We start from the raw sequence: 21,904 nt of genomic DNA, 5'->3' as shown, positions 1-21,904 counted from the left end.
CGTCTCCCCTCCTGAGACGACTGGCGGCGGCTTTGGCCTGTCCGCGCGGCCCTTCTCCGCCTGGCTATATGAGTGGGGCTCAACTTCTGTTGCCGCGAGCCTTGTTGCGTTACTTGTCAGTACCTACCATGTGAACCCGCTCACCGCACAGCTCCGCCACCCCCACCAAGGAGTCTGCGTGATCAGGAAGCTCACATCCGGTCCGCCCACCGTGCTGCTCGCGGTCGCCGCACTGGTCGCCACCATCGGCCTGGCCACCGGCGCCCCACCGGCCCACGCCGCCGCCGACTCCCCGTCGCCGCGGGCCGCGTTGCCCAGCGCGGTGGTCTCGCTGGGCGACAGCGCGATCTCCGGCGAGGGCGCCGGGACGGACACCAACGACGGCTACTTCGCCGGCACCGACGGCCCCAAGGACTACTGCCACCGGCACCCCCAGTCGGAGATCTTCGACACCGGCCTGTCCGGCGTCACCGCCGTCGACCTGGCCTGCTCCGGGGCCCAGACCGGCGACCTGGTCAGTGATCCGACCCTGGCCAAGGTCACCGGCGGCGGCAGCGGCGACTTCGGCGAGCCCAAGCAGGACGCCCAACTCGCCCAGACCGCGGGCAAGTACGACGTCAAGATGGTCGTCGTCACGATCGGCGCCAACGACGACTTCGACTTCAGCGGCATCATGGAGAGCTGCCTCGGGCAGTACTTCCCGATCCCCAAGTCGCAGGGCTGCCGGGACACCATCGGCAGCGCCACCATCACCCAGCGGGCCGCCGCGGTGATCCCCAAGGTGACCGCCGCGCTCACCGACGTCCGCCAGACCATGCGCGCCGCCGGCTACGCGGACGGTGACTACCAGCTGGTCTACCAGTCGTACTTCACCCCGATCACCCCCGACATCCGCAGCAACGACTACGCGACCAAGGTGGCCCAGGGCTGCCCGGCCTTCCCCGAGGACCTGGCCTGGGGCCACAACTGGGTGGTGCCGACCTTCGACGACGCGCTGCGCCAGGCCGCCGAGGCCGTGCCCGGGGTGCGCTTCCTGGACCAGCGCCGGGTCACCTACGGCCACGAGGTCTGCGCCGAGTGGACCACCTCGCCCTACGAGTACACCAACGGCGACGTGATCGACCTCTCGGAGAACACCCGCAACGGCTGCGACTACTCGATCGGCATCCTCTCGCTCTGCGAGAACGAGATCCGGCAGTCCTACCACCCCCGGGTCGCCGGCTACCAGGCCGAGGGCAACTGCCTGGGCGAGTTCTACAACGAGCCCGGCCAGCAGGAGGCCTACTGCACCCTGGACCAGGCCGACGGCACCACGATCATGCCGCTGACGCTAGGTCAGCCCTTCGGCGACGTCCCCGAGGACGGCGCCTGGTACCAGCTGACCAACGCCGCCACCGGCCAGGTGCTCGACTTCGCGGGCGGCGGGACCTACGGCGACGCCACCAACGGCCGACTCGCCATCAACTATCCGGCGGACGGCGGCCTCAACCAGTCCTTCGTGCTGGAGGCCAAGCCCGGCGGCAGCTACGAACTGGACTTCAGCGGCAACCGCACCATGTGCCTGGACGCCACCGGCGCGGCCACCGCCCCCGGCACCCGCCTCGAACAGTGGGGCTGCAACGGCGGCGGCAACCAGCACTGGATCTTCGAGCCCGCCGGCCAGAACCAGTACAAGCTGGCCGACTCCCAGGACACCACCAAGGTCGCCACCGTCAGCGCCGACCACGACGCCCAGAACAACCCGATCGTGGAACTCGCCGCCGACACCGGCGCACCGGCCCAGCTCTGGCAGCTCACCAAGCTCGGCATTGTCTACCTGCACGGCTGAGCCCGCCACGTGAGTGTGGGAAGCCGGCCCGCCCGACTTCCCACCCCATGCGGGTCAGCTCACGGCCACACCAGGCAGTACAGCTGGTGCCCCGCGTCGTGCAGCCGGTTGGCGAAGTCCTGCCACTCGTGCAGCATCGTGTAGATCACGAACGCGTCCCGCGGCCCGCGCCGGTCGGGGACGGTGGACCAGATGAAGGCGGCCGCGCCCAGCTCGGTCTCGTCCGCCTTGCGCAGGGGCTCGACCACGGTGTGGGGCAGCTGGACCACCGCGTAGTCGGGGTGCAGCACGACCAGTTCGAGCGGCGGGACCTGGTGGAGCGGGACGCCCTCGATGCCGGTGAGGACCATGGCGCTCATGGTCTCCGGTTTGATCTTGGTGGAGAGGTGGCCGGTGGGGGAGCCGCTGGTCTCCATCAGGTCGCCGAGGCGCCCGAGCGAGCCGAGCTCGCCGGCGTCCAGCCCCAGCCCCCCGGGGCCGAGCGCGGTGGGGACTCTCGCGGCGGTCGCGCGGTCGGGTGCGCCGAAGTACTTGTACGTCACCCCCACGCGTCCCTCACCCCGCCTTCCCCTTCCCGCGCGGGCGGCCTTGCGGCCGGCCCCCGTGGCCTCCTCGAAGCCGTCCTGCTCCTCGGACACTCGGACCATCCTCACCGGAATTCGCCGGAATCGACAGACCCCCGGACCTCCGGTGTCCCGCCGGATGTCCCTTTTTCCCGTTATGTCAGCGATTGTGCGCCGTGCCCGGCCAGCGTCGACCGCATCACGTCACATCGCGCCCAGCCCCGCACCGGGGCGCGTCGCCGCGCTCTCCAGTGTGCGGGATGAACCGACCGTGGCCGCACACGGATCATCGTTCCAGATGATCGGCCCCGACATGCAGAGGTAAAGGACACGATTTGAGAGCGGCGCCGTTTGAGAGGATGTGGTCTCGTGAGCTACCCCTATGAAGCACCCCAGTCCCAGTCGCTCTTCGAGCGCGCCTCGGCCGTGACCCCCGGCGGGGTCAACTCCCCGGTGCGCGCCTTCCGCGCCGTCGGCGGCACCCCGCGCTTCATGGTCTCGGGCAACGGCCCCTACCTGACCGACGCCGACGGCCGCGAGTACGTCGACCTGGTCTGCTCCTGGGGCCCGATGATCCTGGGCCACGCGCACCCGGCCGTCCTGGAGGCGGTGCGCGAGGCCGTCGGCAAGGGCACCTCGTTCGGCACCCCCGGTCAGGGCGAGGTCGAGCTGGCCGAGGAGATCGTGGCCCGGGTGGCTCCGGTCGAGCAGGTCCGCCTGGTCTCCTCGGGCACCGAGGCGACCATGTCCGCGATCCGGCTGGCCCGCGGTTTCACCGGCCGGGCCAAGGTCGTCAAGTTCGCCGGCTGCTACCACGGCCACGTGGACGCGCTGCTGGCCGCGGCCGGCTCCGGCGTCGCCACCTTCGCGCTGCCGGACACCCCGGGCGTGACCGGCGCCCAGGCGGGCGACACCATCGTGGTGCCGTACAACGACCTGGCCGCCGTGGCGGAGGCCTTCGCCCGGCACCCGGGCGAGATCGCCTGCGTGATCACCGAGGCCGCCCCCGGCAACATGGGCGTGGTCCCGCCGGGGCCCGGTTTCAACGCCGGCCTGGCCCGGCTCTGCCAGGAGAACGGCGCGCTCTTCATCTCGGACGAGGTGATGACCGGCTTCCGCGTCTCCAAGGCGGGCTGGTACGGCCTGGAGGCGGCAGGCGAGGGCTGGGCGCCCGACCTGCTGACCTTCGGCAAGGTGATGGGCGGCGGCTTCCCGGCCGCGGCCTTCGGCGGTCGCGCCGACGTGATGGCCCACCTGGCCCCGGCCGGCCCGGTCTACCAGGCCGGCACGCTCTCCGGGAACCCGGTCGCCACCGCGGCCGGCCTGGCCCAGCTGCGGGCCTGCACCGACGAGGTCTACGCGACCCTCGGCCGGGTCGCCGACACGGTCTCCGGCCTGGTCTCCGAGGCGCTGACCAAGGAGGGCGTGGCGCACCGGCTGCAGAAGGCGGGCACCATGTTCTCGGTTTTCTTCACCGAGGAGCCGGTCACCGACTACGCCTCCGCGAAGCGTCAGGAGGCCTTCCGCTTCACCGAGTTCTTCCACAGCCTGCTCGCGGACGGCGTCTACCTGCCGCCGTCGGCCTTCGAGTCCTGGTTCGTCTCGGCCTCCCACGACGAGCGCGCGATCGAGCGGATCGCCGCCGCGCTGCCCGCCGCCGCCCGCGCCGCGGCGCTGGCCAAGCCCGCGGAGGAGCTGCGATGACCGAGACCACGGTGGTGCACCTGGTGCGCCACGGCGAGGTGCACAACCCCGAGGGCGTGCTCTACGGGCGGCTGCCCGACTACCACCTGTCCGAGCTGGGCCGGCAGATGGCCGACCGGGTCGCCGAGCACCTGGCCGACCGCGACATCACCCACGTGGTCGCCTCCCCGCTGGAGCGCGCCCAGGAGACGGCCGAGCCGACCGCCAAGTCGCACGGTCTCACCGTCGCGGTGGACGAGCGCCTGATCGAGGCCGACAACATCTTCGAGGGCAAGACCTTCGGCGTCGGCGACGGCTCGCTGCGCAACCCGCGCTACTGGAAGTACCTGGTCAACCCGCTGCGCCCGTCCTGGGGCGAGCCGTACGTGGAGCTGGCGGTGCGGATGATGGGCGCGCTCGCCGGGGCGCGGGACGCCGCGCGCGGGCACGAGGCGGTCTGCGTCAGCCACCAGCTGCCGATCTGGATCGCCCGCTCCTTCGCCGAGAAGCGCAGGCTGTGGCACGACCCGCGCAAGCGGCAGTGCTCGCTGGCCTCGCTGACCAGCTTCACCTACGAGGGGGACAAGCTGGTCTCGGTCGGCTACCGCGAGCCGGCCCGGGATCTGCTGCCGGCCCACCTGGTGGGCAAGGGCGGCAAGGGTGACAAGCCGGTGGGCAAGAGTTTCGGGGCTTGATCCGCTTAACGCCGATCGGCATTTAAAGGATCTTTACAGTCCCAGTTCACAGGGGGGTCGGCAGAGAACTGCCGACCCCCCTGAAACACCTTCAACTACCGTGCGAGACTTTTCACATGTCTGGCACGCCCCGTTTCCGCCTGGCCGCGCTTTTCACCGCTGCAGCCGCCGTGCTGGCGCTCGCCGGCTGCAGCTCGACCGGCAGCGGCGGCAGTGCCGACGCCCAGGGCGGGTTCGTCGCCGGCCAGGACGGGCTGGGCACGGTCCCACCGGCGAACCGGAAGCCGGCCCCGGCGATCTCGGGCAAGGACCTGGAGAACAAGCAGGTCGCGCTCTCGGACTACACCGGCAAGATCGTGGTGATCAACGCCTGGGGCTCCTGGTGCTCGGCCTGCCGTAGCGAGGCTGCCGGGCTGGAGCAGTCGTACCAGAAGTACAAGGACCAGGGCGTGGAGTTCCTGGGCATCAACACCCGGGACACCGACCCGACCAACGCCCGGCAGTTCGAGGAGAACCACGGGATCGCCTACCCGAGCATCTACGACCCGGACGGCACCCAGATCCTCAAGTTCCCCAAGGGCAGCGTCGACCTGCAGGCCCTGCCGGCCACCCTGGTCGTGGACCGCCAGGGCCGGCTGGCCGCCCGCGCGATGCGGGCGGTCTCGAGCCACGACCTGGACACCCTCCTGGAGCCGCTGCTCGCGGAGCAGCATTCCTGACGCCGATCGGCGCTTAAAGGATCTTTACACCCGCAGTTCACAGGGGGGTCGACACGCAACTGCCGACCCCCCTGAAACGCCCTGAACTGTCATGCGAAACTTTTCACATGTCTGGTACGCCCCGCTTCCGCCTGGCCGCGCTTTTCACCGCGGCAGCCGCCGTTCTCGCCCTCGCCGGCTGCAGCTCGACCGGCAGCGGCGGCAGTGCCGACGCCCAAACCGGATTCATCACCGGCACCGGCGGCGTGGACACCGTTCCGCTGGCCAACCGGAAGCCGGCCCCGGCGATCTCGGGCAAGGACCTGGAGAACAAGCAGGTCGCGCTCTCGGACTACACCGGCAAGATCGTGGTGATCAACATCTGGGGCTCCTGGTGCTCGCCCTGCCGCAAGGAGGCCGCCGGGCTGGAGCAGTCGTACCAGAAGTACAAGGACCAGGGCGTGGAGTTCCTGGGCATCAACACCCGGGACACCGACCCGACCAACGCCCGGCAGTTCGAGGCGAACCAGGGGATCACCTACCCGAGCATCTACGACCCGGACGGCACCCAGATCCTCAAGTTCCCCAAGGGCAGCCTCAACCCGCAGACCATCCCGACCACCATGGTCGTGGACCGCCAGGGCCGGCTGGCCGCCCGCGCGATGCGGCCGGTCTCGATCTACGACATGGACGCCATCCTGGAGCCGCTGCTCGCGGAGCAGCACTCGTGACCGGCGCCCTCACCCTGCTCGCCGACGGCAACGGGATGAACCAGACGGTGAGCAGCGGCCCGCTGCTGCTCGCCGTCCCGGTGGCGGTCGCGGCCGGCCTGGTCTCGTTCTTCTCGCCCTGCGTGCTGCCGCTGGTCCCCGGCTACCTCTCGTACATCACCGGCTTCTCGGCCGCCGACCTGGCGGACGCCCAAGGGCGCCGGCGCGGACGGATGCTGGCCGGCTCGATGCTCTTCATCGCGGGCTTCGCGGCGGTCTTCATCTCCTTCGGGGCGCTCTTCGGCAACTTCGGCAACACCCTGCGCGACGACCGGCAGACCGTGAACATCGTGCTGGGCAGCCTGACGGTGCTGATGGGCCTGGCCTTCATGGGGTTCCTGCCGGGATTCACCAACCGCGAGTTCCGCTCGCACCGCCGGCCGGTGGTCGGCCTGCTCGGTGCCCCGCTGCTCGGCGTCGTCTTCGGGCTGGGCTGGGCCCCGTGCACCGGGCCGACCATGGCCTCCCTGCTCTCGCTCTCGTTCACCCAGGCCAGCGCGGCGCGCGGAGCTTTCCTGATGGCCGTCTACTGCCTGGGACTCGGCCTACCGTTCGTGGTGGCGGCGCTGGCCTTCCGCAAGGCACTCGGTGCTTTCAGCTTCATCAAGCGGCATTACCAGTGGGTCATGCGGATCGGCGGCGGCATGCTGGTCGCCGTCGGCGTCCTGCTGATCACCGGCGGCTGGGACTACCTGGTGAACCAGCTTCAGTACGTCGCCCCCAGCGGCGAGATCGGAATCTGACGTGAGTGACACCGACCTCAAGTCCGCGGACGCCACCCCACCGCCGGGTGATGCCCCGGCGGACGAGGTGTCGGCCGGGCGGCTGACCAGCGCGCCGCAGGAGGCGGAGGCGCCGGCCGGCATAGGGCTGCTGGGCTGGGCGCGCTGGACCTGGCGTCAGCTGACCTCGATGCGGGTCGCGCTGATCCTGCTCTTCATGCTCTCGCTGGCCGCGATCCCGGGCTCGCTGATCCCGCAGACCAGCGAGAACCCGTTCAAGGTGCAGACCTTCCAGGCCGCGCACAAGAGCGTCACGCCGATCTACATCAAGCTCCAGCTGTTCGACGTCTACAGCTCGGTGTGGTTCTCGGCGATCTACATCCTGCTCTTCATCTCGCTGGCCGGCTGCATCATCCCGCGGACCTGGCAGTTCGTCGGGGTGCTGCGGGCCAAGCCGCCGGCGGCGCCGGCCAACCTCACCCGGATGCCGGTCTACGCGGCCTGGCACACCGACGCCGACCCCGAGACGGCGGTGCGCGCCGCCGAGCGGCTGCTGCGCAAGCGCCGCTTCCGGGCCCACCTGGCGAACGGCGCGGTCGCCTCCGAGAAGGGCTACCTGCGCGAGGTCGGCAACCTGCTCTTCCACCTCTCGCTCTTCGCCCTGCTGGCCGGCTTCGCCTGGGCGAGCCTGGCCAGCGGTACCGGCAGCAAGCTGGTGGTGGAGGGCGGCGGCTACACCAACACCATGACCCAGCTGGACAACTTCACCGGGTCGGCCTTCTACGGCCCCGAGGACCTGGACCCGTTCGGCTTCAACCTGAACAACTTCACCGCCACCTACCAGACCACCGGCGACCAGATCGGCGAGGCCCGCGACTTCACCGCGCACATCCAGTACTGGAAGGGCGCGGACCCGACCAAGCTGAAGGGCGGTGAGATCCAGGTCAACCAGCCCCTGGAGATCGACGGCAGCAAGGTCTTCCTGATCGCCCACGGCTACGCCCCGGTGATCACGGTGCGGGACGGCAGTGGCAAGGTCGTCTACCACGACCAGGTGCCCTTCCTGCCGCAGGACACCAACCTGACCTCGACCGGCGTGATCAAGGTCGGCGACTACGGGCAGAAGGACGGCAAGAAGGTCCAGCTGGGCTTCCAGGGCTTCTTCCTGCCGACCGCGCCGGCCAACTTCGACGCCAACACCGGCCCGCGCTCGCTCTTCCCGGGCCCCGCGGCCCCGACCATGGTGCTCACCGCCTACGAGGGCGACCTGGGCACCGACTCGGGCCAGCCGCAGAACATCTACCAGCTGGACCTGAGCCACATGACCCAGCTGCAGCAGGACGGGCAGCCGGCCAAGGTCAAGATGGTCCCGGGCCAGGGCTGGGAACTGCCGGACGGCTACGGGTCGATCACCTTCGACGGCTACAAGCAGTGGGCGAACTTCAGCGTCTCGCACCGCCCCGGCAACTCGGTCGCGCTGACCGGCGCGGTGCTCGCGGTGCTCGGCCTGATCGGCTCGCTGATGGTCCAGCGCCGCCGGATCTGGGTCCGCGCGGTCGCCACGCCGGACGGCCGGACCCTGGTGGAGCTGGCGGGCCTGGCCCGCAGCGAGTCGGCGAAGATCGCCGAGGAGCTGGCCGAGCTGGCGGTCGACCTCCAGGACGACGCCCCGGCCCTCGACGACGAAGCACCGGCCGAGGCGTCGCTCGACGCACCGGCCGATCCGCCTGCCGACTCGCCCGGAGAGTCACCCGGCACCCCCGCAGATGCCACCCCCGCCGCACCGGAATCCAAGGAGTAGACGGTGACTAACCTCGCCACCGGGGTCAATACCCAACTGTCGGGCATGTCCGACAAATTGATCTACTCGGCCATGTTCGTCTACGCGCTGGCCATGTTCGCCCACATGTTCGAGTGGACCTTCGGCAGCAAGGGCGGCGTCGCGCGCCGCTCCGCCGAGCAGGCCTCGCTGGCCGCCGCTGCCGCCGCGGCCAGCCTGCCCGGACAGGCGGCGGCGGCCCAGGCGGCCAAGAAGGTGACCGTCACGGTCGCCACCGGCGACGGCGGCACCACCACGCTGACCCGCACCGCGCTGGCCGGCGAGGGCGCCACCGTGGTCACCAGCGGCCGCGGCGACGAGCTGGACTTCGACGGCCCGGGCGCGGCCGGCAGCAGCGAGAAGGGCGACCTGGCGGGCCGGATCGCCATCTCGCTCACCGTCCTCGGCTTCCTGTGCAACTTCGGCGGCGTGCTCTGCCGCGGCCTGTCGGTGATGCGCTGGCCGTGGGGGAACATGTACGAGTTCTCCTGCGCCTTCGGCGTCACCATGATCGGCGCCTACCTGCTGATGCTGGCGCTCGGCAAGCCGGTCCGCTGGATGGGCCTGCCGGCCGTGGTGGCCGCCTGCCTGACCCTGGGCCTGGCCACCAGCGTGCTCTACACGGACGACGAGCAACTGGTGCCCGCGCTGCACTCCTACTGGCTGGCGATCCACGTGACCGCCGCGATCATCTGCGGCGGCGCCTTCTACGCGGCCTTCGCCACCACCGCGCTCTACCTGGGCCGCGAGTCCTACGACAAGCGGGTGGCGGCCGGCCTGCCGGGCGGCCCGTTCAAGACCGCGGCCTCGATCTGGGAACGGCTGCCCGCCACCGCCACCCTGGACAAGCTCTCCTACCGGATCAACGCGCTGGTCTTCCCGCTGTGGACGTTCACCATCATCGCGGGCGCGATCTGGGCCGAGGCGGCCTGGGGCAAGTACTGGGAGTGGGACCCGAAGGAGACCTGGTCCTTCATCACCTGGGTGGTCTATGCCTGCTACCTGCACGCCCGGGCGACCGCGGGGTGGAAGGGCCGCAAGGCGGGGTACCTGGCGCTGCTGGCCTTCGCCTGCTTCCTGTTCAACTACTACGGCGTCAACATCTTCATCACCGGCAAGCACTCCTACGCGGGTGTGGGCTGATCCGACCGTCCCGGCACCCCGTCCCGCCGCCGATCCCGCCGACCGCAGCTGACGGTGTCGGCGAGATCACCGGCCTGACGGGGTGTCAGTGCCGGTGCGATGGGCAGGAGTCGGAACGAGTGACTGGCTGTACAGAGTGGGACGTACCGGTACCGATGCCGGTGCACCAGGCAGCGGGGAGGTCGCGACATGGACAGCGATGAGCTCATGCTGACGGTCCGGATCACGGTCGCCGAGCGGGCACTGCTGCGGCGCCTCGCGCAGGGGCACCGCAGCGACCTGTCCGAGGTGGTGGCCGACGGGCTGCTCGACATCCTGCCGACGCTGTCCGGCACCGCCCGCGCCTACCTGCTGCTGGCCGCGCTGACCGAGCCCGCCCCGTGCGCCCTGACGGTCTGGCTGCCCGCGCCGCTGGCCGACCTGCTGGTGCCCGCCGCCGACCAGGTGGCGCTGGCGACCGGGGTGCGGCTGGGCTCGGGCAGCTCGATGCTGGGCGCCGCGCTGCGGCTCTGGCTGGCCCAGGACCCGCAGCTGCTGGCCGACCACCTGGACCTGATGCACGCGGGCCGCTCGACCGGCCTGGTGGCCGCCTAGCCCCGGCCTCGGCCCGGGGGAAAAGCAGGTGCCCCGCGGGTGCCGTCGCGGCCATCATGACCCGCGTGAACGCGAAGATCTGGACCATCGAGCCGACCCCGGTCGACCACCCCGAGGCCGTCGCCCTGCTGCGCGCCTACCTGACCGAGATCGTGGGCCGCTACTACCAGCGCCCCGCCACCGAGGCGGAGGTCGACCAGGTCGAGGAGTGGGAGCCCGTCACCGGACTCGCCGCCTTCCTGGTGGCGCGGCTGGACGGCCTGCCGGTGGGCTGCGTGGGCCTGCGCGAGCTGGCGCCGGGGCTGGGCGAGCTGACCAAGGTCTACCTCGGCCCACCCGCCCGCGGCCAGGGCGCCGGCGGGCGGCTGATCGCCGCCGTGGAGGCGGCGGCGCTGGAGCTGGGGCTGACCACGCTGCGCCTGGACACCCGCGCCGACCTGGTGGAGGCGCGGGCGCTGTACGCGCGGCAGGGCTATCGCGAGATACCCCGCTACAACGACAGCGCGTTCGCCGCCCACTGGTTCGAGAAGGAGCTGATCAGGCGGCCCACTGCCAGCTGACCGGCGAGTAGTACACGGGGTGGCGGTCCAGCCGCTGCCAGCGGGCGATCGGCTCGACCGGAGCCAGGCCGGCGGCCGGCGCCGCGCTCGCGGCGGCGCGGGCGAGCAGGACGGCGGTGAGGGCGGCGAGCTCCTCGTCGGACAGGGTGCCGCGGGTGACGCGGACGAGCGGTTCGGCTGCTGCGGTCATGGCTGGGTCTCTCTCCCCCGGAAAGCGGTGCCCCCGGAAAGCTGTGGTCGACGAGGTGGCGCGCGGGCCCGGCGGCGGTCGGCCGCCGGGCGGCGGCTGCTACATCGGTGGGTTGCCGTGCTTGCGGCTGGGCAGGTCGGCGTGCTTGGTGCGGAGCATGGCCAGGGCGTGGGCGAGGACGGCGCGGGTCTCGGCGGGGTCGATGACGTCGTCCACCAGGCCGCGTTCGGCCGCGTAGTACGGGTGCATCAGCTCGTTCTTGTACTCCTTGATCTTCTGCGCGCGCATCGCCTCGGGGTCCTCGGCCCCGTTGATGTCGCGCCGGAAGATCACGTTGGCCGCGCCCTCGGCGCCCATCACCGCGATCTCGTTGGTCGGCCACGCGTAGGACAGGTCCGCGCCGATCGAGCGCGAGTCCATCACGATGTACGCCCCGCCGTAGGCCTTGCGCAGGATCAGCGAGATCCGCGGCACCGTGGCGTTGCAGTACGCGTACAGCAGCTTCGCGCCGTGGCGGATGATCCCGTCGTGCTCCTGGTCCACACCCGGCAGGAAGCCGGGCACGTCCAGGAGGGTGACCAGCGGGATGTTGAACGCGTCGCACATCTGCACGAAGCGGGCGGCCTTCTCCGAGGAGTGGATGTCCAGCACCCCGGCCAGCGACTGCGGCTGGTTCGCGATGATCCCGGTGACGTGCCCGTCGATCCGCGCCAGCGCCACGATCACGTTCGTCGCCCACCGCTCGTGGATCTCCAGGAACTCGCCGTGGTCGACGATCTCCTCGATCACCTTGCGCATGTCGTAGGGGCGGTTCCCGTCGGCCGGCACCAGGTCCAGCAGCGTGTCGTTGCTCCGCTCGACCGGGTCCTCGCTGGCGGTGGCCGGCGGCATCTCCCGGTTGTTCTGCGGCAGCAGCGACAGCAGGTAGCGCACCTCCTCGATGCACGACTGCTCGTCGTCGTAGGCGAAGTGCGACACCCCCGACACGCTGGAGTGCACATCCGCACCCCCCAGCCCGTTCTGGCTGATCTTCTCCCCGGTCACCGCCTGCACCACGTCCGGACCGGTGATGAACATCTGCGAGGTCTCACGGACCATGAAGACGAAGTCGGTCAACGCCGGGCTGTAGGCCGCACCGCCCGCACACGGGCCCAGCATCACCGAGATCTGCGGGATCACCCCCGAGGCCCGGGTGTTGCGCTGGAAGATGCCGCCGTAACCGGCCAGCGCCGTGACACCCTCCTGGATCCGGGCCCCGGCGCCGTCGTTCAGCGACACCAGCGGCGCACCCGCCGCGATCGCCATGTCCATGATCTTGTGGATCTTCTGCGCATGCGCCTCACCCAGCGCCCCGCCGAAGATCCGGAAGTCGTGCGCGTAGACGAACACCGTCCGCCCGTGCACCGCACCCCAGCCCGTGATCACACCATCGGTGTGCGGCTTCTTGTTCTCCAGCCCGAACCCCGTGGCCCGATGCCGGCGCAACGGCTCCACCTCGTGGAACGAACCCTCGTCCACCAGCAGATCGATGCGCTCACGCGCCGTCAACTTGCCCTTCGCGTGCTGCGCCTCGGTCGCCTTGTCACTGGGACCACGCCGCACCGCCGCACGCAACTCGTGCAACTCCGCGACCCGGCCACGCGCGTCCGCGGGCTCACCCGCAGCGGCCTCCTGCAACACCGTCATCTCGAACTCCCAGGTATGTGAGCGAGCGAGCAGTCGGTGTCGGCTGTGGGCTCCGGCTGCGATTTCCTTCTTCCCCTACGACATTACGAGGCCGGGCCACTCCGTTTCGGCGTTGATTCCGTACAAGGTCCTCTCGGTTTACCTGTCGAGGCCATACAGAAATCCTGATCGCGAGGCCGAGGAGACAGTCACTCGAATGCCTCCTGGGCGCCGCCTTGCGCCGTGCACGCCAAGATCGGCAGTGTCTTGGCGGAAAAGTCGATTCCCCAGCTCAGAGTGGGTTGCTAGGGGGTGACCCAGTGGGCCGCAGGGTGTCGGCCAGGGGTCGGTAGGGGTTGGTCCCGGGAACGGGTCGGTGGACCATCAGTCGTAGGGATACACCAAAAGGCGAAGATTGCGGATCAAGCGGCACAGTACCGGGGCCGGGCCCGGCCCCCGGGCTGCTGCGTCAGGTCGTGGCGTCGCCGCGGCCCTCCCGGCGGCGGCGCTCGTTGTCGCGCTGCAGCGAGGCGAGGAACTCGGGGTCGTCGTCCGGTGCCAGTGGGCGTCCGAGCGGGGCCGGCCCGTCCGGCGCGAAGCCGGCGCCCCGGCCCAGCACCGGCGCACCGCGGCGCCGCCCCGCCAGCAGCCAGGCGAGCGGGCCGAGCAGCACCTCGCCGAAGAAGAGGATGAGCAGGATCCAGACCACCTTGGGCAGGTGGCGGACCTCCTGCTCGGGGGTGGTCAGGCAGTCGATGAACGCCCACACCCAGAGCAGCAGGACGACCAGGAACGGCAGATAGTCCAGCACGTCGGTTTTCTCTCCCCCGAGACCGAGCGGGCGGCGGGCCCCGCGCCGCGGTGGAGCGGGACCTGTTGACCGGGCCAGGCTATCGGGTACCCGATACTGGCAGGTATGGCATACGACGATCTCCGCTCGTTTCTGCGGGCTCTCGAACGAGAAGGCGACCTCAAGCGCATCAAGGTCGAGGTGGACCCCCATCTGGAGATCGGCGAGATCGTCGACCGGGTGCAGAAGGCCAAGGGCCCGGCGCTGCTCTTCGAGAACGTCAAGGGCTCCACGATGCCGTTGGCGATGAACGTCTTCGGCACCGAGCGCCGGCTGGCCAAGTCGCTCGGCCTCAAGTCGCCGGAGGACATCGCGGAGAAGATCGCCGGGCTGCTGAAGCCCGAGCTGCCGCACGGTTTCACCGGCGTCCGGGACGCCTTCGGCAAGCTCGCCTCGATGACCCATGTGCCGCCGCGCAAGGTCAAGACGACCGAGGCGCCGGTGCAGGAGGTGGTGCTGACCGGTGACCAGGTGGACCTGGACACCCTGCCCGCGCTCTTCACCTGGCCGCTGGACGGCGGCTCCTTCTTCAACCTGGGCCTGACCCACACCAAGGACCCGGAGACCGGCGGGCGCAACCTGGGCCTGTACCGCCTGCAGCGGCACGACAAGCGGACCATCGGCATGCACTGGCAGATCCACAAGGACAGCCACAACCACTACCAGGCCGCCGCCCGGCGCGGCGAGCGGCTGCCGGTGGCGATCGCCTTCGGCTGCCCGCCGGTGGTCACCTACGCCGCCACCGCCCCGCTGCCCGGCGACATCGACGAGTACCTGTTCGCGGGCTTCGTGGCCGGCGAGCGGGTACGGATGGTCGACTGCAAGACGGTCCCGCTCCAGGTCCCGGCCGACGCCGAGGTCGTGCTGGAGGGCTGGCTGGAGCCGGGCGAGATGCTGCCCGAGGGCCCGTTCGGCGACCACACCGGCTTCTACACCCCGCAGGAGCCGTTCCCGGCGCTGACCATCGACTGCGTCACGATGCGCCGCCGCCCGATCCTGCAGTCCATCGTGGTCGGCCGCCCGCCGACCGAGGACGGACCGCTGGGCAAGTTCACCGAGCGGTTCTTCCTGCCGCTGCTCAAGATCATCATCCCGGACATCGTCGACTACGACCTGCCCGAGGCCGGCGGCTTCCACAACTGCGCGATCGTCTCGATCGACAAGAAGTACCCCAAGCACGCGCAGAAGGTGATGCACGCCATCTGGGGCGCCCACATGATGTCGCTGACCAAGCTGATCATCGTGGTGGACGCCGACTGCGACGTGCACGACTACCAGGAGGTCGCCTGGCGGGCGCTGGGCAACACCGACTACAGCCGCGACCTGAGCGTGGTCGAGGGCCCGGTGGACCACCTGGACCACGCCTCCTACCAGCAGTTCTGGGGCGGCAAGGCGGGCATCGACGCGACCCGCAAGCTCCCCGAGGAGGGCTACACCCGCGACGGCGGCTGGCCGGAGATGGTCAGCTCCGACCCGGCCACGGCCACCCTGGTCACCAAGCGCTGGACGGAGTACGGACTGTGAGCCTGACCGCCGACGCGTTCGAGGCGCCCCCGAGCAAGACCAGGTCCTTCCTGCGCCTGGTCCTGATCGAGCACTCGGTCTTCGCCCTCCCCTTCGCCTACATCGCCACCCTCACCGCGATGTTCCTCGCGGACAAGCGGGTGCACTGGGGGCAGCTGCTGATCGTCACCGTCGCGATGGTGAGCCTGCGGACCTTCGCGATGGCCGCGAACCGGATCATCGACCGCGAGATCGACGCCCGCAACCCCCGTACCGCGGGCCGCGAGCTGGTCACCGGCGCGGTCTCGCTGCGCACCGCCTACACCGGCTCGGGCATCGCCCTGCTGGTCTTCCTCGGTGCCGCGGCCCTGCTCAACCCGCTCTGCCTGGCGCTCGCGCCGGTGGCCGTGGTGCCGATGGTGGTCTACCCCTACGGCAAGCGCTTCACCGACTTCCCGCACGCGATCCTCGGGCTGGCCCAGGCGATGGGCCCGGTCGGCGCCTGGCTGGCCGTCACCGGCACCTGGTCCTGGGACGCGGTGGTGCTCGGGCTCGCGGTGGGCATCTGGATCGGCGGCTTCGACCTGATCTTCGGCTGCCAGGACGTGCTGGCCGACCGGGCCGAGGGCGTCCGCTCGGTGCCCGCCCGGTTCGGCGTCGCCGCGGCGCTCACCGGCGCCCGGGTCTGCCACGCCGTCACCACCGGGCTCTTCGTCTGGTACGGCGTGCTCACCCACGTGGGCCCGGCGTTCTACGTCGGCCTGGCCGTGGTGATCGTCGCGTTCTGCTACGAGCACAGCATCCTCAAGCCGGACGACCTCTCCCGCCTCAACCGGGCCTTCTTCACCGCCAACGGATTCGTCGGCGTCTCGCTGTTCGGCTTCGCCCTGCTGGACCTGATCCTGCGCGGCCTGCACTTCGCCTGACGCGGCGTCGGCCACCCCGGGGCACGCCCCGGGGTGGCACCTTCTCAGGGCCCGGCGGGTACGCGATGATCGGAGCCCGAACGGGCCCTGGAGGAGCGTCGATGCTCGGTACCCTGCAGTGCGTGGTGCTGGACTGCCACTACCCGGCCGCGCTGGCCCGGTTCTACGCCGCGCTGCTCGGCGGCGAGGTGGACCGGCCCGACCCCCGCTGGCGACTGGACGAGGACTGGTCGACCCTGCACACGCCGGACGGGCTGGTGCTCGCCTTCCAGCGGGCCGAGGACTTCCACCCGCCGCAGTGGCCCGACCCGGGCCACCCGCAGCAGTTCCACCTCGACGTGCAGGTCGCCGACCTGCCGGCCGCCGAGCGCGAGGTGACCGCGCACGGCGCGGCCTTCCTGCGCCGCGAGGCGGGCTGGGTCATCTACGCCGATCCGGCCGGCCACCCGTTCTGCCTGCTCTCGCACTGACCTGCGGCCCTGGCTGCTAGAGCAGTCGCAGCCGGTCCCCGACCCGCAGCGGGCCGGGCGCGCTGACGGTCGCCAGCACGTCGAGGCGCCGCTGGTGGGCCCGGTCCAGCACCCGCAGGATCCCGGGGGCGTGCGGCAGCCCCGGCTGCGCGGCGGCGGCCATCGCGCAGCGCTCGCTGGAGCGGACGAAGGCCAGCCGGGCGCCGGACCTCAGCTCGCCCTCCCGCCCGAACCAGTGGTCCTCGACGAACGGCGGGGTGCCCGGCGGGGTGCGCAGCACGATGTTGGGGCGGAACCGGCGCTCGTCCACCAGCTCGGTGGGCACGGCCTCGCGCAGCCAGTCCAGGGTCGCGGTGGTCAGCAGGCTCACCGGCAGCTGGTCGAAGTGCGAGACGGCGTCCTCGCGGGCCAGTTCGACGCCGTCCCGCTGCAGGTAGGCACGGAGGAAGGCGGTGGGATCGGCGATCGGGCGGCCCAGCGGGTCGAGCAGCTCGGGGCCCTCCAGCCGGTGTCCGAGCCGCGAGCCCAGGCGCAGCAGCCCGTCCATCCGCCGGAACCGCCGGGTGGTCTTGCCCGAGCCGAGCCGGCCGTCGGCGTCGCGGACGGCGTAGAGCCGGTCGCCGGCCAGGCCGCGGTCGTCCAGGGCGACCTGGGTCAGGCGCTCCCCGGCGGTCGACTTCACGGGGTAGCGCCAGAGCCGCTCGACCACTCCGACGATCTCTGCCATGGACGGGCAGCCTATCGGGGGCGGCGAACCTTGGTCTAGACCTATGGAGCAGGCCGGGGAGCGCTCAGCCGACCCGTGCCACCGCCCGCACGGGTGCGCCGTCGGCCGCGGCCAGCCGCAGCGGGAAGAGGCTCAGGCTGATCGGCTTCTCCCGGGCCTGGGCCTCCAGCAGCGCCGTCAGGTCGGTGAGGTTCTCCGCGATCACGCCGCCGCCCTCGGCGCCGAGCAGGATCCGGTGGGCGGCCAGCAGCGGCGCCTCGGCCACCGGGGCGGTGTCGTGCTCGTCGGCCAGGCCCGCCAGCAGCACGGCCACCGCCGGGTCCGCCGGGCCGGGGTCGGGGGTGGCGTCGACGCTCAGCGCGTCCACCCCGAGGGTGCGCACGCCGGCCGCCACGATCGCCTCGGCCGCCTCGGGCGTCAGGTAGGGGTGGGCCAGATAGCGTTCGGTGCCCCAGAACCGCGGCCAGCCGGTGGCCAGCAGCAGGATCGCGCCGGGCGTCAGCCGCTCCAGGGCGGGCGCCAGCTGATCGGGTGTCACCGGGGTGCGGGCCGGCAGCGCGCGCAGGTCGGCCACCACCGCGGGGCCGGTGAACCGGCTCAGCGGCAGCCCGTCCAGCGTGGGCCAGGTGACGTCCACGTGGTACGGGGCGTCCACATGGGTGCCGGACTGCGAGCCGAGGTGCACCGAGAGCACGTTCACCCCGGCGGTGTCGGTGGTCAGCGCGGGGCGCAGAGCCACCTCGGGGTCACCGGGGTAGACGGGCATGCCGGTGGTGACCTGGTGGGTGAGGTCGATCAGGACCGGGTCCGGCGAAGAAGTCACCCCACCATGCTCTCGCGTCCCAGGCCCTAGGGTGCGGGTATGGGCAAGGAAGACGACGACACGGTACGGCGGCCCTGGGTGGTCGCGGTCTCGGGCGCCTCGGGCACGCCGTACGCGGCCTCGGTGATCCGGGCACTGCTGGCGGCCGGCGAGGCGGTGGACCTGGTGGTCAGCCGGGCCGCCCGGCTGACCATCCTGGACGAGACCGGCATCTCCTTCCGGGACGCGCACTGGCGCACCGACCTGGCCGCCTGGCTGTGCGGCGAGCCGGGCGGTGACAGCCCGGCGGCCGCCGGCCTGTCCGGCGCCGAGCTGGACGACGTCCGCTACTGGGCCGCCGGCGACTTCGCGGCGGGCCCCTCCAGCGGCTCCTACCCGGCCAAGGGGATGCTGGTGGTGCCGGCCACCACCGGCGCGGTGGCCGGCATCGCGCTCGGCCTGAGCAAGGACCTGCTCCAGCGGGCCGCCGCCGTGACTCTCAAGGAGCGCCGCCCGCTGGTGGTCTGCGTCCGCGAGACACCGCTCGACGGAGTGACGCTGCGTCACCTGGTGGAGCTGGACGCGGCCGGCGCGGTGGTGCTGCCCGCCTCGCCCGGGTTCTACGCGGGCGGCTCCACCGCCCGGGAGCTGGTGGACTTCGTGGCCGGGCGGGTGCTGGACGCGGTCGGGGTGCCGCACACGCTCTACCGCCGCTGGGGCGGCGAGCTCGGCGCGGCCCGCACCGCCGAGGGGACGTAGGAGTGCCCGCGCCGAGAGAGTATGTTCTCTGCGATATCTGGCATCCGACATCTGACGTCTGCGAAAACCGGGTTGCACCACGTGTGAACCCTTGGAATTGCGGATAATGCTCTCGGAGTCTGGCGAGTTCGGAAGGACGCGGACGGTACATGGACACGGTGGACAGACAGCTCATCCAGGCGCTCCGGGAGAACGGTCGCGCCTCCTACGCGGAACTGGGCCGCCTGGTGGGCCTGTCGGGTCCGAGCGTCACGGACCGGATCAACCGGCTGGAACAGGCCGGCGTGATCACCGGCTACCGGGCCACCGTCAACCCGGCCTCGCTCGGCTTCGGGGTGACGGCCCTGATCGGCCTCCAGCTCACCGACGCGGCCGACCACGAGGACGTGGCGCACCGGCTGAAGGACCTCGGCGAGGTCGAGGACTGCTGGTTCATCGCGGGCGACGACTCCTACATGCTCAAGGTGCGGGTCTCCGACGTGGAGGGCCTGGAGTCGGTGGTGAAGCGGCTGTCGGGCACCAAGGGGGTGGCCCGCACCCGGACCACCGTCGTACTGTCCACCAAATGGGAGAACCGGGTCAGCGAGCTCCCGGCCCTGAGCGACTGAGTCGGGAATGAGGATCGGATGCCACTGGTCGGGCTGGAAGAGCTGCGCGCCGCTCAGCGACGGATAGCCGGGGTCGCGGTCCGCACCCCGCTGATGCCGGCGCCCTGGGCCGATGACGGCAACCGCCGCCTCTGGCTCAAGCCGGAGAGTCTCCAGCCCACCGGGGCGTTCAAGATCCGCGGTGCCTACAACCGGCTGGCCCAGCTGAGCGCCGCCGACCGGGCACGCGGCGTGGTCGCCCAGTCCAGTGGCAACCACGCCCAGGCGATCGCCTACGCGGCAAGGCTGCTGGACATCAAGGCCGTCATCGTGATGCCCGACACCTCGCCCGCGGTCAAGGTCGAGAACACCCGCTCCTACGGTGCCGAGGTCGTGCTGGTCGCGCCCGACCGGCGCGACGACCTCCCCGCCGAGCTGCGCGAGCGCCACGGCTACGTCTGGGTGCCGCCCTTCGACGACCCGGACATCATCGCCGGCCAGGGCACGGTGGGCCTGGAGATCGGCGAGGACGCCCCGGACGAGCTGGACACCGTGCTGGTGCCGGTCAGCGGCGGCGGGCTGATCAGCGGGGTCGCCGCGGCGATCAAGCTGACCACCCCCGGCGTGCGGGTGATCGGCGTCGAGCCGGAGCTCGCCGCCGACGCCCGGGCCAGCCTGCGGGCCGGTGAGCGGATCAGCTGGCCGGTCGCCGACACCTACCGGACGATCGCCGACGGCCTGCGCACCCCGGCCGTGGGCATGCTGCCGTTCGAGCACCTGCAGGCCTACGTGGACGACATCGTCACGGTCAGCGAGGCCGAGATCCGCGACACCGTCGCCGTGCTGGCCCGGCGCGGACGCCTGGTCGCCGAACCGTCCGGGGCGGTGGCAACCGCCGGCTACCTGTACCGGGCCGGTGAGCTGCGCGGGAGGGTCTTCGCGGCGGTCGTCAGCGGCGGCAACGTGGAACCCGAGCTCCTGTCGGAGCTGCTCGCCGCATAGGCGTAGTCTCGATCTGGCCAATCAGGCCGATGGCTTTTGCACCGAATGACACAGGAGGCGGGTCGCCGCATGGACGCAGGGCTGAAGCGGGAGCTGGAGGCGAAGGTCTACGCGGGCGAACGGCTGACCCGTGAGGACGGCATCGCGCTCTACGAGAGCGACGACCTGGCCTGGCTGGGCGGCCTGGCGCACCACGTGCGGACGAAGAAGAACGGCGACGTCGTCCACTTCAACGTCAACCGCCACCTGAACATGACCAACGTCTGCTCCGCCTCCTGCGCCTACTGCTCGTTCCAGCGCAAGCCGGGCGAGAAGGACGCGTACACCATGCGGATCGAGGAGGCCGTGCGGCTGGCGAAGGCGATGGAGGTGGACTCGCTCACCGAGCTGCACATCGTCAACGGCCTGCACCCCACCCTCCCGTGGCGCTACTACCCGCGCAGCCTGCGCGAGCTGAAGGCCGCGCTGCCCAGCGTCTCGCTCAAGGCGTTCACCGCCACCGAGATCCACTGGTTCGAGAAGATCAGCGGCCTGACGGCGAGTGAGATCCTGGACGAGCTGATCGACGCCGGCCTGGAGTCGCTGACCGGCGGCGGCGCGGAGATCTTCGACTGGGAGGTCCGCCAGCACATCGTCGACCACGAGACCCACTGGGAGGACTGGTCGCGGATCCACCGCCTGGCGCACGAGAAGGGCCTGAAGACCCCGTGCACCATGCTCTACGGCCACATCGAGGAGCCCCGGCACCGGGTCGACCACGTGCTGCGGCTGCGTGAGCTGCAGGACGAGACCGGCGGCTTCCAGGTCTTCATCCCGCTGCGCTACCAGCACGACTTCCACGACTCCAAGGACGGCGTGGTCCGCAACCGGCTGATGGAGCGCACCGAGATGGCCACCGGCGCCGAGGCGCTGAAGACCTTCGCGGTCTCCCGGCTGCTCTTCGACAACGTCCCGCACGTCAAGGTCTTCTGGGTGATGCACGGCGTCACCACCGCCCAGCTGGCGCTCAGCCACGGCGCGGACGACATGGACGGCTCGGTGGTGGAGTACAAGATCACCCACGACGCGGACAACTTCGGCACCCCGAACAAGCTCGGCCGCCAGGACCTGCTGGAGCTGATCCGGGACGCCGGTTTCCGGCCGATGGAGCGCAACACCCGCTACGAGGTGATCCGCGAGTACGACGGCCCGGACCTGCAGCGTCGCGAGACCCCGCAGGCGATGCGCCTCTGACGGCGACCGGCCCGATCACGGACACAGGCCCTCCGCAGGAGCCCTGACGTCCCTTCATGAGGATTTATGGCGGCCCGGGTTTACCTTCCCGGGCCGCTTTTGGCAGGATCGATCG

General features: G+C 71.0%; 23 protein-coding genes. 17 read left to right on the top strand and 6 right to left on the bottom strand.

Annotated features, from left to right (window positions below; genetic code table 11):
- Positions 1–178: 178 nt before the first annotated feature.
- Positions 179–1,828 (top strand): RICIN domain-containing protein, encoded by a 1,650-nt coding sequence (locus OG500_RS16740; RefSeq protein ID WP_329581043.1) that lies wholly within the window; start codon positions 179–181, stop codon positions 1,826–1,828.
- A 59-nt stretch (positions 1,829–1,887) separates the two neighbouring features.
- On the opposite strand, the gene OG500_RS16735 is transcribed toward OG500_RS16740, so the two are convergent.
- Complete coding sequence (locus OG500_RS16735; RefSeq protein ID WP_376778494.1) at positions 1,888–2,475, bottom strand: hypothetical protein; 588 nt, start codon at positions 2,473–2,475, stop codon at positions 1,888–1,890.
- Positions 2,476–2,760: 285 nt separating this feature from the next.
- On the opposite strand from OG500_RS16735, the gene hemL reads away from it, so the two are divergent.
- The 9 genes from hemL to OG500_RS16690 all read left to right on the top strand — a co-directional run bounded on the left by hemL (position 2,761) and on the right by OG500_RS16690 (position 11,075).
- Positions 2,761–4,095 carry a glutamate-1-semialdehyde 2,1-aminomutase gene (gene hemL / locus OG500_RS16730; RefSeq protein ID WP_327067479.1) on the top strand — a complete coding sequence of 445 codons (1,335 nt, stop codon included), beginning with the start codon at positions 2,761–2,763 and terminating at the stop codon, positions 4,093–4,095.
- On the top strand, positions 4,092–4,769 hold the full coding sequence (locus OG500_RS16725; protein WP_327067478.1) for a histidine phosphatase family protein: 678 nt from the start codon (positions 4,092–4,094) through the stop codon (positions 4,767–4,769). The genes hemL and OG500_RS16725 overlap by 4 nt, the downstream gene beginning before the upstream one ends.
- Before the next feature lie 116 nt (positions 4,770–4,885).
- On the top strand, positions 4,886–5,488 hold the full coding sequence (locus OG500_RS16720; RefSeq protein ID WP_327067477.1) for a TlpA family protein disulfide reductase: 603 nt from the start codon (positions 4,886–4,888) through the stop codon (positions 5,486–5,488).
- A gap of 107 nt (positions 5,489–5,595) precedes the next feature.
- Complete coding sequence (locus tag OG500_RS16715; protein ID WP_327067476.1) at positions 5,596–6,198, top strand: TlpA family protein disulfide reductase; 603 nt, start codon at positions 5,596–5,598, stop codon at positions 6,196–6,198.
- Positions 6,199–6,233: 35 nt separating this feature from the next.
- On the top strand, positions 6,234–6,980 hold the full coding sequence (locus OG500_RS16710; RefSeq protein WP_327071584.1) for a cytochrome c biogenesis CcdA family protein: 747 nt from the start codon (positions 6,234–6,236) through the stop codon (positions 6,978–6,980).
- Between the two features lies 1 nt (position 6,981).
- Positions 6,982–8,760 carry a cytochrome c biogenesis protein ResB gene (gene resB / locus OG500_RS16705; RefSeq protein WP_327067475.1) on the top strand — a complete coding sequence of 593 codons (1,779 nt, stop codon included), beginning with the start codon at positions 6,982–6,984 and terminating at the stop codon, positions 8,758–8,760.
- Positions 8,761–8,805: 45 nt separating this feature from the next.
- Positions 8,806–9,921, top strand: coding sequence for a c-type cytochrome biogenesis protein CcsB (ccsB, locus tag OG500_RS16700; RefSeq protein WP_327071583.1), 1,116 nt, complete (start codon positions 8,806–8,808; stop codon positions 9,919–9,921).
- 189 nt (positions 9,922–10,110) lie between these two features.
- Positions 10,111–10,515 (top strand): hypothetical protein, encoded by a 405-nt coding sequence (locus OG500_RS16695; protein WP_327067474.1) that lies wholly within the window; start codon positions 10,111–10,113, stop codon positions 10,513–10,515.
- Positions 10,516–10,580: 65 nt separating this feature from the next.
- On the top strand, positions 10,581–11,075 hold the full coding sequence (locus OG500_RS16690; protein ID WP_329581033.1) for a GNAT family N-acetyltransferase: 495 nt from the start codon (positions 10,581–10,583) through the stop codon (positions 11,073–11,075).
- Here OG500_RS16690 and OG500_RS16685 read toward each other — a convergent pair.
- The 3 genes from OG500_RS16685 to OG500_RS16675 form a co-directional block, all read right to left on the bottom strand.
- Positions 11,053–11,265 (bottom strand): acyl-CoA carboxylase epsilon subunit, encoded by a 213-nt coding sequence (locus OG500_RS16685; RefSeq protein ID WP_327067472.1) that lies wholly within the window; start codon positions 11,263–11,265, stop codon positions 11,053–11,055. The two genes, OG500_RS16690 and OG500_RS16685, sit on opposite strands and share 23 nt — an antisense overlap.
- Before the next feature lie 99 nt (positions 11,266–11,364).
- Complete coding sequence (locus OG500_RS16680; RefSeq protein ID WP_327067471.1) at positions 11,365–12,951, bottom strand: acyl-CoA carboxylase subunit beta; 1,587 nt, start codon at positions 12,949–12,951, stop codon at positions 11,365–11,367.
- A 448-nt stretch (positions 12,952–13,399) separates the two neighbouring features.
- Positions 13,400–13,741 (bottom strand): PLD nuclease N-terminal domain-containing protein, encoded by a 342-nt coding sequence (locus OG500_RS16675; RefSeq protein WP_327067470.1) that lies wholly within the window; start codon positions 13,739–13,741, stop codon positions 13,400–13,402.
- A 105-nt stretch (positions 13,742–13,846) separates the two neighbouring features.
- On the opposite strand from OG500_RS16675, the gene OG500_RS16670 reads away from it, so the two are divergent.
- From OG500_RS16670 to OG500_RS16660, 3 genes are all read left to right on the top strand, one after another.
- Positions 13,847–15,304 (top strand): menaquinone biosynthesis decarboxylase, encoded by a 1,458-nt coding sequence (locus tag OG500_RS16670; RefSeq protein ID WP_327067469.1) that lies wholly within the window; start codon positions 13,847–13,849, stop codon positions 15,302–15,304.
- Positions 15,301–16,209 carry a menaquinone biosynthesis prenyltransferase MqnP gene (mqnP, locus tag OG500_RS16665; RefSeq protein ID WP_327067468.1) on the top strand — a complete coding sequence of 303 codons (909 nt, stop codon included), beginning with the start codon at positions 15,301–15,303 and terminating at the stop codon, positions 16,207–16,209. The genes OG500_RS16670 and mqnP overlap by 4 nt, the downstream gene beginning before the upstream one ends.
- A 101-nt stretch (positions 16,210–16,310) precedes the next feature.
- Entirely contained in the window at positions 16,311–16,679 is a 369-nt protein-coding gene (locus OG500_RS16660; RefSeq protein WP_327067467.1) for a VOC family protein, read from the top strand.
- Between the two features lie 16 nt (positions 16,680–16,695).
- On the opposite strand, the gene OG500_RS16655 is transcribed toward OG500_RS16660, so the two are convergent.
- Both OG500_RS16655 and OG500_RS16650 read right to left on the bottom strand, forming a co-directional pair.
- The gene (locus OG500_RS16655; RefSeq protein ID WP_327067466.1) at positions 16,696–17,406 is read right to left on the bottom strand and encodes an MOSC domain-containing protein; all 711 of its coding nucleotides are present in this window, start codon (positions 17,404–17,406) and stop codon (positions 16,696–16,698) included.
- 64 nt (positions 17,407–17,470) lie between these two features.
- Positions 17,471–18,229: a cyclase family protein gene (locus tag OG500_RS16650; protein WP_327067465.1), complete on the bottom strand. Its 759-nt coding sequence runs from the start codon at positions 18,227–18,229 to the stop codon at positions 17,471–17,473.
- Positions 18,230–18,268: 39 nt separating this feature from the next.
- On the opposite strand from OG500_RS16650, the gene OG500_RS16645 reads away from it, so the two are divergent.
- The 4 genes from OG500_RS16645 to mqnE all read left to right on the top strand — a co-directional run bounded on the left by OG500_RS16645 (position 18,269) and on the right by mqnE (position 21,789).
- Positions 18,269–18,967, top strand: coding sequence for a UbiX family flavin prenyltransferase (locus OG500_RS16645; RefSeq protein WP_327067464.1), 699 nt, complete (start codon positions 18,269–18,271; stop codon positions 18,965–18,967).
- Positions 18,968–19,116: 149 nt separating this feature from the next.
- On the top strand, positions 19,117–19,575 hold the full coding sequence (locus tag OG500_RS16640) for an Lrp/AsnC family transcriptional regulator (RefSeq protein ID WP_327067463.1): 459 nt from the start codon (positions 19,117–19,119) through the stop codon (positions 19,573–19,575).
- An 18-nt stretch (positions 19,576–19,593) separates the two neighbouring features.
- A complete protein-coding gene (locus OG500_RS16635; RefSeq protein ID WP_327067462.1) occupies positions 19,594–20,556 on the top strand; it encodes a threonine ammonia-lyase in 963 nt (320 codons plus the stop codon).
- Positions 20,557–20,625: 69 nt separating this feature from the next.
- Entirely contained in the window at positions 20,626–21,789 is a 1,164-nt protein-coding gene (gene mqnE, locus OG500_RS16630) for an aminofutalosine synthase MqnE (RefSeq protein ID WP_327067461.1), read from the top strand.
- The last annotated feature ends 115 nt before the right edge of the window (positions 21,790–21,904 follow it).

The sequence above is a fragment of the Kitasatospora sp. NBC_01250 genome (assembly GCF_036226465.1).
Classification (GTDB): domain Bacteria; phylum Actinomycetota; class Actinomycetes; order Streptomycetales; family Streptomycetaceae; genus Kitasatospora.
The sequence above is the reverse complement of the archived record's forward strand: the minus strand, read 5'-3'. Positions and strand labels throughout refer to the sequence as shown.